Raw genomic sequence first — 13830 nt, 5'->3', positions numbered from 1 at the left:
TTTTAGAAAGGCGAAAAGGTGAAGAAATTTAAAATCGTCAAATATGAAATAATATCGGAGAAACTGAAACAGCAGGGCTTTCGCGCTGCTGTTATCAGTGATTTGCACAATCTGGAATTTGGACAAAAAAATGAAAGGCTTCTTCAGGCTTTAAAAGAGGGTAAGCCGGATATGCTTCTTATTGCAGGAGATTTGGTGCTGGGGAAAAAGGGGGCGTCTGTACACAAAGCCTATGAATTTCTCCGTGAGGCAGTAAAGCTCTTTCCTGTGTTTTATTCTCTCGGCAATCATGAACAGCGTATGAAGCAGCAGCCGGAAATTTACGGAAAAGGGTATCTGATGCTGGAGAAAAAGCTGCGGCGCATAGGTGTTGTGATGCTGGAAAATACCACAAGGATATGGGAAGGAAAGGGAGAGAAGGTTTTGCTTACAGGACTTATGCTTCCCTATTCCTATTATGCAAGAAGAGGGAAACAGAGGCTTGAGAAGCGGGATCTGAATCGCCTGGTGGGAAAAGCGTCAAAGGAGGAGTTTCAGATTCTTCTGGCGCATACGCCAAAATACGGGGACACATATCTGGAATGGGGCGGAGATTTGACCCTTTCGGGACATTATCACGGCGGTATGGTGCGTGTGCCTTTTTTAGGCGGTGCGGTAAGTCCGGACTTGCGACTGTTTCCCAAATACTGTCGGGGACATTTTGAGAGAGAAGGGCATCACCTTATTGTCAGCGCCGGGCTTGGGGAGCACACGATTCCCCTTCGGGTTTTTAATCCCAGAGAATTGCTTTTTATAGACTGCCTGCCGAAAAGCAGGGGATAGGGTGGACTTTTGGAGAAAAATAGTGTAAAATGGCTTTCAGCGGTAAAAAGCAGGAAGAGGTAAACAGATATGGGAATCCCGGTAAAGTTGCAGGTGTTTGAAGGTCCGTTAGACCTTTTGCTGCATCTTATTGAAAAAAACAAAGTGAATATTTATGACATTCCCATTGTAGAGATTACAGATCAATACATGGAATACATTCATGCCATGGAACGGGAAGATTTGAATATTATGAGTGAATTCATGGTTATGGCGGCAACGCTGATTTCCATTAAATGTAAAATGCTTTTGCCAAAAGAGGTAAATGAAGAAGGGGAAGAGGAAGACCCCAGAGAAGAACTGGTGCGCCAGCTTCTGGAATATAAAATGTACAAATACATGTCCTATGAGCTTCGCGATCGTATGGCAGCAGCGGCAAAAAATGTATACAAGCTGCCAACTATTCCGAAAGAGGTGCTGGCATACAGGGAGCCGGTGGATACCAAGGAGCTTTTGGACGGTCTGACACTGAAAAAGCTGAATGATATTTTCCAGAGCGTGATGCGCAGACAGGAGGACAAGGTAGACCCAATCCGAAGCAAGTTTGGAAAAATTGAGAAGGAGGAGGTCAGTCTTCCTGATAAAATGAAAGAGGTTGGGGAATATGCCAGATTTCACAGATATTTCGGATTTCGGGATTTGCTCAGCCGTCAGGCCAGCAAGGTACAGGTAATTGTCACATTTCTGGCAATTCTGGAGCTGATGAAAATGGGGATTATCCGTATCAGTCAGAGAGAACTTTTTGATGAAATTGAAATAGAATCCCTTCAGGAGGAAGGATAAGCATGGAACTGAAAAAAGTGGAAGGCGCCATTGAGGCGTTGCTGTTTGCCATGGGAGAATCTGTAGAGCTTTCGGCCCTGGCAAAGGCCATTGGGCATGATGTGGAAACCACAGGGAAGATTGTGCGGAATATGATGCTGAAGTATCAGGAGGAAGACCGGGGAATTAAGATTATTGAGCTGGAAAATGCATTTCAGATGTGTACTAAGGAAGAGTATTATGATTATTTGGTAAAAATGGCGCTGCAGCCGAAAAAAGCAGTGCTGTCTGATGTCATGCTGGAAACCCTGTCTATTATTGCCTACAAGCAGCCGGTAACAAAGCTGGAAATAGAGAAGATCAGGGGTGTAAAATGTGACCATGCTATTGCGAAGCTGATGGAATACGGGCTTGTGCAGGAAGTAGGACGACTGGACGCACCGGGAAGACCGATTCTTCTGGGGACTACGGAAGAATTTTTGAGAAATTTCGGGGTGCAGGGGTTGGACGAGTTGCCGGAGATTGATCCGGTGCAGATGGAGGATTTTAAGGCAGAGGCAGAAGAAGAGATTCAGCTTCAGCTAAATATATAGAGGAAACGGGAAAAGGATACGAAAGAGCTGGGAACAGCTTGGAGGTATCTTTTTTTATGCCTGTACATAAGCTTTAAGAAGGAGGAAGCTTATGGGAAAAATCGGAAAAGGAATTTTTTTACGGCTGATAATCCTTCTGGGAATGTTCTTTTGTATTCCCCCTGTTCTGTGCTATGGAGATGAGAAAACAGCAGAGGTGGGAAATCTCTATGCCCTGTCTGCTGTTTTAATGGACGGGGATTCCGGCAGGATTCTCTATGAAAAAAACGGAAGAGAGCAAAGACCCATGGCAAGTACCACAAAAATTATGACCTGTATTGTGGTTCTGGAAAATAGCCGGCCAGAGGAAGCAGCTACAGTTTCTGCCTATGCTGCCAGTATGCCAAAGGTACGCCTGGGTGTGCAGGAGGGGGAGCAGTATCGAGTGGAGGATTTGCTGTATTCTCTTATGCTGGAAAGTCACAACGATACAGCCGTGGTGCTGGCAGAGCATGTGGCAGGCAGTGTGGAGGCGTTTGCAGACCTAATGAATAAAAAAGCAGAAGAAATCGGGTGTAGGGATACTTGTTTTATTACACCAAACGGATTGGACGCAGAAAAGGAAACAAAAAACGGAAAGAGAGAACACAGTACAACTGCGGCAGATCTTGCCCGGATTTTGCGTTATTGTATAAAAGATTCTCCGAAAAGAGAAGCATTTCTTTCCATTACCGCTGCGCCCTCCCATGGTTTTTCTGACTGTGAGGGAAGGCGGAGTTTTTCCTGTGTAAATCACAATGCCTTTCTTACCATGATGGAGGGCGCACTTACCGGAAAAACAGGATTTACGGCAAAGGCAGGCTACTGCTATGTGGGAGCTTTAAAACGGGAAGATAAAACTTTTATTGTGGCTCTTTTGGGCTGTGGCTGGCCGAATAATAAGGGATATAAGTGGGCAGACACCAGAAAACTTATGGAGTATGGGCTGGAACATTACAGCCTCCAGAAGCTTTCTGATGCAGAGTTTCCAAAGCTTCCCAGCACTGTGCCTGTAGAAAATGGACAAAGCCCGATTTTGGGAGAAGAGAAGGAACTGCCTCTTTTCTGCAAGCCAATAAAAGACCAGATGGTGCTGCTTGGACCGGGAGAAAAGGTGGAGGTGGTCTATGAAGGAGTGCCGTTCCTTACCGCACCTGTAAAAAAGGGAGAGAGAGTCGGTACTCTGACCTACAAAACAGGGGATTTTATCTGGGCAGAACAGGAAATTACAGCCAGAGAAGCCATAGAGGAGATTAATTTTGCCTGGTGTTTGGAGCAGACCATAAAAAGATTTGGGGCAGGTTGAAAAAAAGCAGGGACATGGTACAATATAAAATAAGAAAAACAGTAATATTTTAAGATATAGAGAAAGGAAAACAGACTATGAATGAAGTAATGAAAAATATTCTGACAAGAAGAAGCATCAGAGCCTTTCTGAACAGAGAAATTCCTAAAGAGGAACTGGAACAGATTGTACAGGCAGGGCTTTATGCACCCAGCGGACATAATTACCAGACCTGGAGATTTACAGTTGTTACAGACAGAAAGGAAATTCAGCGTCTTGCAAAAATAATCGGAGAAAAACTGGGGCGGGAGCATTATGATATGTATAATCCCCAGGTTTTGCTTGTTCCTTCTAATGAAAGGGAGAATCCTCATGGCATGGAGGATAATGCCTGCGCCCTTGAAAATATTTTTCTGGCAGCCCATTCCTTTGGCATAGGCTCTGTCTGGATTAATCAGTTAAGAGATATCTGTGAAGAGGAGGAAGTACGGGACATTCTCACAGACTGGGGGATTCCTGAAAATCATCAGGTTTTTGGTATGGCAGCCCTTGGCTATGGCAAAACAGAACCGGAACAAAAGGTAAAAAAGGTCGGGATCGTGCATTATGTGGGATAAAACAGTTATTATGAATTTTTCGGGAATTTATCCTCAGGAACCCTTTTTTCAGGCACAGCAGGGCAGATGGTTGGATATGACAGGAATGGAAGGAGTGAACTGTTACTGTACGCCTGAGGCAGAGGAAGCGATACAGAAGCAGATAAAGGAAATGCCTCTTTTTGGTATTCATTTTCTGGATTCCGGGAATTATCATTATTTAAGCAAGCTCTGGCTGAAAAAAATAGAAGAACCTTTTGATTTGCTGGTGTTTGACAATCACACAGATATGCAGGAGGCTGCTTTTTTCGGACTGCTTTCCTGCGGAAGCTGGGTGAGGGAGGTGCTGGATACCAATCCGGAACTTTCAAAGGTATGTGTAACAGGACCGTCCAAAGCCGCTTTTTCGGAATGTGATGCCCAAAATAGAGGGATAACGGCAGTGACCGCAGAAGAGCTTTCTCAGAAAAAGGAGGAAACGCTGGAGAGATTTTTGGCAGGCAGTTCTTCTCCGCTATATTTATCCATTGATATGGATCTTCTTTCCAGGGAGGCGGCAAGAACTAACTGGGATCAGGGAGAGGTACTTCTGCCTCAGCTTTTGAAGATGATACGGTTGGCGTTTGTTCACCGTAGAATCCTGGGGGCTGATATTTGCGGTGAAAATCCGCAGGATACAGCCGAAATGCCAAGAGGTGAAGATCTGGAAATTAACAGCCGTACAACTGCAGGTTTATGGGGCTGTCTGGCAGAAGAGATGGAAAAACAGGAGGCTTATGAAAAAGAATGCCGCAGTCTTGATGAGAAGTTTCTTTCCGGCAAGCAGGAAAAGATCAGGCTGGAACTTGCCTTAAAGAGGTATTTTTCCTGCAGGACATGGGAAAAGGACAAGGTAAGAAAGGAATATGGTTCCTATCTTTCCCTGCGTATCCGTCCGGCAGGAGAATGGCTGATACAACAGAGAGAAAACAGAAAGCTTGCGGTCTTATTGGAGGATTTTCAGTTGCAGGGCGCGGTACTGGAATCCTTGCTTTTGAAGGCGGAAAAATATCAAAACACAGAGGCACAGATTTTCCTTTTACAGAAGAAGAAAGAGCAGCAGGGATTTAAAGAGGAAGGCTGGGAATTTTAATTATGGAAGAAAAGCAGCGGCTTTGGGAAAAGTTGAAAACCCTGACAATGACGGAGCTGTGCTGCAGAAGTCCGGAACTTTACGGAGTCTTTCAAAAGGTGTTCCAAAGCATGGAAGAAAGAGAACTGTTCGGTACAGACGGTACTGTGCTTTACTATCAACCGGAGGCGTTATTGACACAGTATTGCAGCAAGGGAAGGATTTCTGTTATCCGTGCTTTTTTGCATAGTCTTTTACACGTGCTGTATGTACATATGAATACAAAAAGAGAAGATGAGCTTATTATCTGGCATGTGATATTGTGACAGAATACACCATAGACTGTCTGGGGCTGGAAGAACTGACAGGTCTTATGGAAGCGGAAGGAAGGGCGCTTTGCAGCAAAATCTGGGGAAGGGACAAAAGTCTGTCAGCAGAGGAAGTATATGAAAGGCTGAAAGCATTAAAGCCCGGAAAGCAGGCACTGGATTCCTGGAAAAAGATTTTTGCTGCAGACAGCCATACATACTGGAGAACCGTGGGTTCGGAAAGAATTCAGGAAATCCGACAGGCGGCAGACGGGATCAAAGCCAAAGGGCAGGCAGGAGAAAAAGGAAGTACAGGAAGGCGGGGCAGTGAGAAAGGAGAATGCCAGGAGTGGTACCAGCTTCAGGAAACCCGCAGACGGGAATATCACAGGTTTCTGCGAAGCTTTGCTGTGGAAAGAGAAGAATTACAGTTAGATTTGGAAAGCTTTGACTATATTCCTTATTTGTATGGTATGTTCAGGTATGGCAATCTTCCGCTCCTGGAGCCTCTGGAATACATAGAAGCCAGAAAACTGGAGGAGCTGGTGATTGCCATTGATACTTCTGGCTCCTGCAGCCGCGGGGTGGTGCAGCGATTTCTGGAAGAAACCTACAGTGTTTTAAGCCGGCGGGAGGATTTTTTCAAAAAAATGAAGGTTTACATTTTCCAATGCGACTGCTATGTACAGGAGGCGGTTTTGGTGACAAAGGAAAAGGAATGGAAGGACTATCTGAAGAAAATTCGGATACAGGGAAGAGGGGGGACAGATTTTCGGCCTGTTTTTAGGTATGTGAAAGAACTGCAGCAAAAGGGGGAACTGAAAAATCTGAAGGCACTTTTATATTATACAGACGGCGATGGCATTTATCCCCGGGAGAAGACAGATTATAAAACCGTTTTTCTTCTCACGCGCAAGCCGCCGAAGGAGGCAAAAATACCCGCATGGGCGCAGCTGATGTACATGGACGAGAGAAAACAGGGAGAGGATATTGTATGAATATAGCGCAGGCAAAACAGGAAATTATCCATACGGTACAGGCGTACACCGCAAGAGATGAACAGGGCAGGTATAAAATTCCTCTGGCGTGTCAGCGTCCCATTTTGCTCATGGGACCGCCGGGAATCGGGAAAACTGCCATTATGAAGCAGATTGCTCAGGAAGAAAAGATTGGGCTGGTGGAATATACGCTGACCCATCACACACGGCAGAGCGCCGTAGGGCTTCCTGTTCTGGAAAAGAGAGTTTTCGGAGGCAGGGGAATACACGGTAACAGAATATACCATGAGTGAGCTTCTGGCTTCGGTATATCAGTGTATGGAGAAGCAAAAGGTTTCAAGAGGAATTTTGTTTCTGGACGAAATCAACTGTGTGTCAGAAACCCTGGCGCCTGCCATGCTGCAGTTTTTGCAGCAGAAAACCTTTGGGACTCATCATTTGCCGGAAGGCTGGGTGATTGTGGCAGCAGGAAACCCGGAGAAATATAACAAATCTGTCCGGGAATTTGATATGGCGACCCTGGACCGTGTGCGAAATATAGAAATTGAGGCAGACTATTCGGTGTGGCGACAGTATGCACAAAAACAGGGGATACATACAGCGGTTTTATCTTATCTGGATTTAAAGCAGGAGCATTTTTATAAATTGCAGGAAAAACAGGAGGGAAGCTGTTTTGTCACAGCCAGGGGCTGGGAGGATTTGTCCTGTGTATTAAAGGTTTATGAGGAAATGGGATTCTCCGTTTCCGTGGAATTAATAGAAGAATATATTCGGGACAGAGAGATTGCAGGGGATTTTATAGGATTTTACCGGCTTTGTAAAAAGTATAAGGCTCTTTACAACGTAGACAGACTGTTTTCCATGGAAAACAAGGAAGAAATTTCGGAAAAAGCAGAGTCTTTAAAGGGAGCGGCTTTTGACGAAAAGCTTCTGCTTATGAATATGGCAGAGGAAGGACTGGGAGAGCGCATAAGGCGATGCCGTCTTGAGAAGGCATACATAAAACGGAATCTATGGGGAATTGAAAAAAATCAGACAGGAACTGAAGCCGGAAAAGAATTTTCAGGAGATGCTAAAGACCTGTATTGCGCAGAGGAAAGAGCGGGGACAGATTTTAAAAGAGCAGGCTCTGCTTTTGGGAGAAGAGGAAGAAGTGTATCATAAGGTCACAGAATGGATTCTGGAAAAGCAGCAGGAGTTGCACCTGCAAAATCTGGAAAAGACTGGTGCAGAAAAAGAGTTTTTCTGGGTAAAGGAAGCCTTTTACCGGGAAACCCTGAAGCTGAAAAAAGCAGAGGAGGAGGGAAAGCAGGCTCTGGAGCATAGCATTGTCTTTTTAAAGACTGTATGTTCAGAGGGGCAGGAGCTGTCTCTGTTTCTCACCCACCTATCTGCTAATGAGGAAATTATGGGCTTTATCCGTCAGCATGGCTGTGATGTTTATCTGGAGGAAGGAAAGCTTTTGCTGACCAGTCAGCAGGAGGATTGCTTAAAGCGGGAAATTCAGGCATTTCAGGAAAAACTTTAAGGAAAAGAAAAAAGAAGGGAAATTTTGCGGGTTATTCTTGACTAATTTAGTCAAGAATTGTTATAATCTTAACAAATGAAAATTTAAGTACATATCAGGAGGATATAAGAATGAATCAGTGTTTTGGTTGCAACACCTGTGCCAGTGCAGATAAACCGCTGGAAGGATTTATCCGTGAATTACCAATGGAAACTTCTCATCACAGAGTAGAAGGTCAGAGTACCAAATGCGGCTTTGGTCTGCAGGGTGTCTGTTGCCGTCTTTGCTCCAATGGTCCGTGCCGTATTACGCCAAAAGCACCCAGAGGAATCTGTGGCGCAACAGCAGATGTGATTGTTGCCCGTAATTTCCTGCGCGCAGTGGCAAGCGGATCTGGCTGTTACATTCATATTGTAGAAAATACAGCGTTAAACGTAAAGAAAACAGCAGAAATTAAGGGAGAGATTAAAGGTGAAAAATCCCTGGCAAGACTGGCTGAGATTTTCAACGTACAGGGCGTTGATAAATGGGATACTGCAAAGCAGGTGGCACAGAAGGTTCTGGATGACTTATATAAACCGGAATATGAAAAAATGGAGCTGGTTGAAAAAATGGCGTATGCACCGCGCTTTAAAAAATGGCAGGAGCTTGGTATTTTACCGGGCGGCGCAAAGAGCGAAGTGTTCCATGGCGTTGTAAAATGCTCTACAAACTTAAATTCAGACCCTGTTGATATGTATACAGACTGCCTGAAGCTGGGTATCTCCACAGGTTTGTATGGCCTGACACTGACAAATCTGTTAAACGATGTGCTTTTAGGCGAACCGGAGCTTCGCATGGCGCCGGTAGGTCTGCGCGTTATTGATCCGGATTACATCAACATCATGATTACCGGACATCAGCATACTATTTTTGTTGATTTACAGGAAAGACTTACCTCTGAAGCAGCCATTGCAAAAGCAAAAGCAGCCGGGGCAAAAGGATTTAAGCTGGTAGGCTGTACTTGTGTAGGACAGGATTTACAGCTTCGCGGCGCACACTATGAAGAAGTGTTTGACGGGCATGCAGGAAATAACTACACCAGTGAAGCTGTTCTGGCTACAGGCGGTATTGATGCAGTGCTTTCTGAATTCAACTGTACACTTCCGGGTATTGAGCCAATCTGCGATGAGCTGAAAATCAAACAGATTTGTCTGGACGATGTGGCAAAGAAGGCCAATGCAGAATTAAAACCATTTGTGTTTGAAGAAAGAGAAAAACAGAGCGAAGAAATCATTGATGAAATTGTAGAAGCGTACAAGGCAAGAAGAGGCAATGTGCCAATGAACCTTATGCCTGAACATGGAAATGACCATACCTTAACCGGTGTTTCCGAGGGCTCTTTAAAAGACTTCTTAGGGGGTAACTGGAAACCTCTCATTGACCTGATTGTATCTGGAGATATCAAAGGTATTGCAGGTGTAGTAGGCTGTTCCAACTTAACAGCAGGAGGACATGACGTGCTTTCTGTCGAGCTTACCAAGGAACTCATTGCAAAGGATATCCTGGTGCTGACAGCCGGCTGTTCTTCAGGCGGTATTGAAAACTGTGGTCTTATGACACCGGAAGCAGCGAAACTGGCTGGTCCGAAGCTTCGCGCAGTTTGTGAAAAATTAAACATTCCTCCGGTATTAAACTTCGGTCCATGTTTGGCTATCGGACGTCTGGAAATTGTAGCTACAGAGCTTGCAGAAGCTATTGGCGTAGATATTCCGCAGCTTCCGCTGGTTCTCTCTGCTGCACAGTGGCTGGAAGAACAGGCTCTGGCAGACGGCTGCTTTGGTCTGGCGCTGGGACTTCCGCTGCACCTGGGACTGCCTCCGTTTGTGACAGGAAGTAAGACTGCAGTTAAGCTTCTTACAGAGGATATGAAAAATATCACAGGCGGACAGGTGATTATCAACGGGAATGCAAAGGAAAGCGCAGACATTCTGGACAAGATTATTGAAGAAAAACGTGCAGGACTGAATATCTAAAAAACAACGGGGGTATCTCATGAAAAGAATAATGATAGATGCTGCCAAATGCGATGGCTGCAAAAGCTGCTCCATTGCATGTATGCAGGCACACAGAAAAGACGAAGGCAGTGTGTATACCTTGGATTTGACAGACATTGCCAATGAATCCCGCAACTATATCTACAAGAATCCGGACGGAAGCTATACGCCTGTCTTCTGCAGACACTGTGACCAGCCGGAATGCGTGATGTCCTGTATGAGCGGCGCGCTTACCAAGGACGAAAAAACAGGACATGTACAGTATGATGAGAAAAAATGCGGTTCCTGCTTTATGTGTGTTATGAATTGTCCTTACGGGGTGTTAAAACCGGACGACAGCACAAATATGAAGGTTATCAAATGCGATTTCTGCATAGAAAAGGGCGAAGAGCCAAGTTGTGTCAAGGCCTGTCCAAAGCAGGCAATCTGGGTAGAGGAGGTGTAGCAATGGAATATGTGATTTTAGGAGCCGGAGCAGCAGGCATCACTGCGGCGAGGACTATCAGAAAAGCAGATTCTCAGGGGAAGATTACCATGATTTCTACGGATACACAGGTACATTCTCGTTGTATGCTGCACAAATTTTTAAGCCATGAAAGAAGCGCAGAGGGCATCAGCTTTGTAGACCCGGATTTCTTTGAGAAAAACAACATTGAATGGAAAGCCGGAGTTACGGTAACAAAGCTGGATACAGCTGCAAAAAGGGTTGTGACAGACAAGGGAGAGGAAATCTCTTATGACAGACTTCTTATTGCCACAGGTGCGGAAAGCTTTATTCCGCCGGTAGGAAATTTAAGAGAAGCCAAGAATGTGTTCGGTCTGCGTCACTTAAGAGATGCCCAGGCTATTGATGCTCTGGCGGAAAAAGCAGAGCATATTGCCATTATCGGTTCAGGTCTGGTGGGGCTTGACGCAGCCTACGGACTTATGGAAACAGGAAAAAAGGTATCCATTATTGAAATGGCAGATCAGATTCTTCCCATTCAGTTGGATAAAACAGGAGCCTTTGAATACCAGAAGCGCTTTGAAAAAGCAGGGGCAACCTTTTATTTGGGAAGAAAGGCTGCAGATACCATTATGAATGAAGCGGGGGAAATTACCTGTCTGGTATTGGACAATGGAACAGAAATTACCTGTGATTTGGTGATTGTGGCAGCAGGTGTACGTTCTGCAGTGGCAGGTATGGACGGAGAGGGAATTATCATTGACCGGGGTATGCAGGTCAATGAGTATCTGGAAACAGGTGCAGAAGATGTTTACGCAGCAGGCGATGTAACAGGTCTTTCCGGAATCTGGCCAAATGCCCAGAAGCAGGGAGAAACAGCAGCCCTGAACATGTGCGGAAGTAAAGTAGCTTATACAGACCGGTATGCAATGAAAAATACTATTAATTTTTTTGGGCTGGTTTCCATGTGTGTGGGAATTATTGTGCCGCAGGAAGGGGATACTGTTCTGGTAAGAGAAGGTGCAAGCAGCTATAAGCGTGTGATTTTAAGGGACGGCAAGGTTGCAGGTGTACTTTTACAGGGAGATATTTCCCACGGCGGAATCTGGCAGTATTTAATTAAAAATGAGATTCCTGTAGACAAAATAGAAAAAGATATTTTTGCTCTGAATTTCAGTGATTTTTACGGGATCAAAGAAAACGGCGAGTATGTGTGGAACACTGCAAAGTTGTAGATTTTCAGAGGCTTGTCATTGTGCTTACTGCATTGCTGTGAGTTGGAAAAGCAAACAAAACATGGCTTGACAAAACAGGTGGGGATTTGTATACTGTCTTTGTATGAGAGAAAGGCAAAGACGGGAACAAGTAGTTTGCAGAGGCACACACAGAAAGCAGCCGGAAGATGAGAGGCGCGTGGAAATCTGAAAAGCGAATACCTCCCTGAGCTTCACACCGAAAAGAGATGAGTAGGCTGTGACGGATGCGTGTACGTTAAAACACGATGAGTATCGCTTATGCTGTACTTGCAGAGGCAGATCAGTGCGAGCTGGCTGTGAATAAAGGTGGTAACACGGGGATTTTAGAGTTCTCGTCCTTTTATAAATCAAAAAGGGCGAGGGCTCTTTTTAGCATAGAGAAAAGGAGATTGCAAACATGAAAATTTATGACGAACTGGTTGCCAGAGGCTTAATTGCCCAGGTAACAGACGAAGAAGAAATCAGAGAACTGGTAAACAATGGAAAGGCAACTTTTTACATTGGCTTTGACCCTACAGCAGACAGCCTTCATGTAGGTCACTTTATGGCACTGTGCCTGATGAAGCGTCTGCAGATGGCTGGTAATAAGCCTATTGCCCTGATTGGCGGCGGAACCGGATACATCGGTGACCCTTCCGGAAGAAGCGACATGCGTTCCATGATGACACCGGAAATGATTCAGCACAACTGTGACTGCTTTAAAAAGCAGATGGAGCGTTTTATTGATTTTTCTGAAGGAAAAGCATTAATGGTAAATAATGCAGACTGGCTGCTGGATTTAAATTATGTAGAGCTGTTAAGAGAGGTTGGGGCTCACTTTTCTGTAAACCGTATGCTCGCTGCAGAGTGCTACAAACAGCGTATGGAAAAGGGATTGAGCTTCCTGGAGTTTAACTATATGATTATGCAGAGCTATGATTTCTACATGCTGTACCAGAAATATGGCTGCAACATGCAGTTTGGCGGAGACGACCAGTGGAGCAACATGCTGGGCGGAACAGAATTAATCAGAAGAAAGTTGGGAAAAAATGCCTGTGCTATGACCATTACTCTGCTACTCAATTCTGAAGGCAAAAAAATGGGAAAAACACAGTCCGGCGCTGTATGGTTAGATCCGAATAAGACTTCTCCTTTTGATTTTTACCAGTACTGGAGAAATGTGGCAGATGCAGACGTGCTGAAATGTATCCGTATGCTGACCTTCCTGCCTCTGGAACAGATTGATGAAATGGACAGTTGGGAAGGAAGCCAGTTAAACAAAGCAAAAGAAATTCTGGCTTATGAGCTGACCGAACTGGTACACGGAAAAAGAAGAAGCAGAGAAAGCTCAGGAAGCAGCAAGAGCTTTATTCACCAGCGGAAATGCAGCAAATATGCCTTCTGCAAAGATTGAGGAGAGCGCGCTTACAGATGGAAATATTGACCTGATTTCCCTTCTGGTAAACAGTGGACTGGCGAATACCCGTTCAGAGGCAAGACGCGCCATTGAGCAGGGCGGAGTATCTGTGGACGGAGAGAAGATTACAGATATCAAATACCTTCTTGCAGGAGAAAAACTTCAGGGAGAGGGAATTGTGCTGAAGAAAGGTAAGAAGAACTTCAGAAAAGTGACCATGGCGTAAAGAAAGCCTGATAAAATTTTATTGCAGAGTCTGAGAAAATTCCTTGTAATTTTCCAGGCTCTGTAGTAAAATATATCTAAAATAAAAACAGGTCTGCGCGGCATTTCAGTTGGCGTATCTATCAGTTCTTTAAATTTTGTTTTATTCTTTTTGTTTTCTCACTTTATTCCATATTTCTATTGCTATTTCATCTATCAGTTCTTTGAGTTCCCGGATAAGTATAAAGAAAAAGAAGAAAATTCCTCACAGTGCAGGTGCAGACGGAAAAGAGGCAGTCTATGAGAAAAAAGGGGATTTTATTTCAGGGGCTTTGCATACAGATAAGGCAGAGTTCGGACTTTTTGCAGGAGGAAGGCTCTTACGATCCTGGCGGCGGTGATTTTGTGCCAAAGACAGAGAAGAAATATGCAGATATTACCTATACGCTGCTCT

Annotated in this window: 14 protein-coding genes and 1 pseudogene; all 15 read left to right on the top strand. The window is 44.7% G+C overall.

Annotated features, from left to right (window positions below):
- The first annotated feature begins 18 nt into the window (after nucleotides 1-18).
- The 15 genes and pseudogenes from DQQ01_RS10245 (at nucleotide 19) to tyrS (ending at nucleotide 13398) form a co-directional block, all read left to right on the top strand.
- Nucleotides 19-822: a metallophosphoesterase gene (locus tag DQQ01_RS10245; protein WP_111919954.1), complete on the top strand. Its 804-nt coding sequence runs from the start codon at nucleotides 19-21 to the stop codon at nucleotides 820-822.
- 69 nt (nucleotides 823-891) lie between these two features.
- Nucleotides 892-1644, top strand: coding sequence for a segregation and condensation protein A (locus tag DQQ01_RS10240; protein WP_111919953.1), 753 nt, complete (start codon nucleotides 892-894; stop codon nucleotides 1642-1644).
- Nucleotides 1645-1646: 2 nt separating this feature from the next.
- On the top strand, nucleotides 1647-2216 hold the full coding sequence (scpB, locus tag DQQ01_RS10235) for an SMC-Scp complex subunit ScpB (RefSeq protein WP_111919952.1): 570 nt from the start codon (nucleotides 1647-1649) through the stop codon (nucleotides 2214-2216).
- 91 nt (nucleotides 2217-2307) lie between these two features.
- Nucleotides 2308-3540 (top strand): D-alanyl-D-alanine carboxypeptidase family protein, encoded by a 1233-nt coding sequence (locus DQQ01_RS10230; protein ID WP_242980321.1) that lies wholly within the window; start codon nucleotides 2308-2310, stop codon nucleotides 3538-3540.
- Between the two features lie 77 nt (nucleotides 3541-3617).
- Nucleotides 3618-4136 carry a nitroreductase family protein gene (locus tag DQQ01_RS10225; RefSeq protein WP_111919951.1) on the top strand — a complete coding sequence of 173 codons (519 nt, stop codon included), beginning with the start codon at nucleotides 3618-3620 and terminating at the stop codon, nucleotides 4134-4136.
- A complete protein-coding gene (locus DQQ01_RS10220; RefSeq protein WP_111919950.1) occupies nucleotides 4126-5247 on the top strand; it encodes an arginase family protein in 1122 nt (373 codons plus the stop codon). The genes DQQ01_RS10225 and DQQ01_RS10220 overlap by 11 nt, the downstream gene beginning before the upstream one ends.
- Nucleotides 5248-5249: 2 nt before the next feature.
- Complete coding sequence (locus DQQ01_RS10215; RefSeq protein WP_111919949.1) at nucleotides 5250-5552, top strand: hypothetical protein; 303 nt, start codon at nucleotides 5250-5252, stop codon at nucleotides 5550-5552.
- Nucleotides 5549-6532, top strand: a complete 984-nt coding sequence (locus DQQ01_RS10210; protein ID WP_242980320.1) for a vWA domain-containing protein — start codon at nucleotides 5549-5551, stop codon at nucleotides 6530-6532. The genes DQQ01_RS10215 and DQQ01_RS10210 overlap by 4 nt, the downstream gene beginning before the upstream one ends.
- Entirely contained in the window at nucleotides 6529-6825 is a 297-nt protein-coding gene (locus DQQ01_RS16595) for an AAA family ATPase (RefSeq protein ID WP_242980318.1), read from the top strand. Before DQQ01_RS10210 ends, DQQ01_RS16595 begins: the two co-directional genes overlap by 4 nt.
- Entirely contained in the window at nucleotides 6818-7696 is an 879-nt protein-coding gene (locus tag DQQ01_RS16590) for a P-loop NTPase family protein (protein WP_242980312.1), read from the top strand. Before DQQ01_RS16595 ends, DQQ01_RS16590 begins: the two co-directional genes overlap by 8 nt.
- Nucleotides 7668-8060 carry a hypothetical protein gene (locus DQQ01_RS16585; RefSeq protein WP_242980311.1) on the top strand — a complete coding sequence of 131 codons (393 nt, stop codon included), beginning with the start codon at nucleotides 7668-7670 and terminating at the stop codon, nucleotides 8058-8060. The genes DQQ01_RS16590 and DQQ01_RS16585 overlap by 29 nt, the downstream gene beginning before the upstream one ends.
- Before the next feature lie 110 nt (nucleotides 8061-8170).
- Nucleotides 8171-10054 (top strand): anaerobic carbon-monoxide dehydrogenase catalytic subunit, encoded by a 1884-nt coding sequence (gene cooS / locus DQQ01_RS10200; protein ID WP_111919948.1) that lies wholly within the window; start codon nucleotides 8171-8173, stop codon nucleotides 10052-10054.
- A gap of 19 nt (nucleotides 10055-10073) precedes the next feature.
- Nucleotides 10074-10520, top strand: coding sequence for a 4Fe-4S dicluster domain-containing protein (locus DQQ01_RS10195; RefSeq protein WP_111919947.1), 447 nt, complete (start codon nucleotides 10074-10076; stop codon nucleotides 10518-10520).
- Nucleotides 10521-10522: 2 nt separating this feature from the next.
- Nucleotides 10523-11755: an NAD(P)/FAD-dependent oxidoreductase gene (locus tag DQQ01_RS10190; RefSeq protein ID WP_111919946.1), complete on the top strand. Its 1233-nt coding sequence runs from the start codon at nucleotides 10523-10525 to the stop codon at nucleotides 11753-11755.
- A gap of 418 nt (nucleotides 11756-12173) precedes the next feature.
- Nucleotides 12174-13398 (top strand): annotated as a pseudogene (gene tyrS, locus DQQ01_RS10185) (tyrosine--tRNA ligase).
- Nucleotides 13399-13830 lie beyond the last annotated feature (432 nt).

Source organism: Blautia argi (genome assembly GCF_003287895.1).
Lineage (GTDB): Bacteria > Bacillota > Clostridia > Lachnospirales > Lachnospiraceae > Blautia > Blautia argi.
The sequence above is the reverse complement of the archived record's forward strand: the minus strand, read 5'-3'. Positions and strand labels throughout refer to the sequence as shown.

Coding starts and splice junctions, on each gene's coding strand:
- DQQ01_RS10240 (WP_111919953.1), top strand. CDS start 892: ATGGGAATCCCGGTAAAGTTGCAGGTGTTTGAAGGTCCGTTAGACCTT.
- scpB (WP_111919952.1), top strand. CDS start 1,647: ATGGAACTGAAAAAAGTGGAAGGCGCCATTGAGGCGTTGCTGTTTGCC.
- DQQ01_RS10230 (WP_242980321.1), top strand. CDS start 2,308: ATGGGAAAAATCGGAAAAGGAATTTTTTTACGGCTGATAATCCTTCTG.
- DQQ01_RS10225 (WP_111919951.1), top strand. CDS start 3,618: ATGAATGAAGTAATGAAAAATATTCTGACAAGAAGAAGCATCAGAGCC.
- DQQ01_RS10220 (WP_111919950.1), top strand. CDS start 4,126: ATGTGGGATAAAACAGTTATTATGAATTTTTCGGGAATTTATCCTCAG.
- DQQ01_RS10215 (WP_111919949.1), top strand. CDS start 5,250: ATGGAAGAAAAGCAGCGGCTTTGGGAAAAGTTGAAAACCCTGACAATG.
- DQQ01_RS16595 (WP_242980318.1), top strand. CDS start 6,529: ATGAATATAGCGCAGGCAAAACAGGAAATTATCCATACGGTACAGGCG.
- DQQ01_RS16590 (WP_242980312.1), top strand. CDS start 6,818: ATGAGTGAGCTTCTGGCTTCGGTATATCAGTGTATGGAGAAGCAAAAG.
- cooS (WP_111919948.1), top strand. CDS start 8,171: ATGAATCAGTGTTTTGGTTGCAACACCTGTGCCAGTGCAGATAAACCG.
- DQQ01_RS10195 (WP_111919947.1), top strand. CDS start 10,074: ATGAAAAGAATAATGATAGATGCTGCCAAATGCGATGGCTGCAAAAGC.
- DQQ01_RS10190 (WP_111919946.1), top strand. CDS start 10,523: ATGGAATATGTGATTTTAGGAGCCGGAGCAGCAGGCATCACTGCGGCG.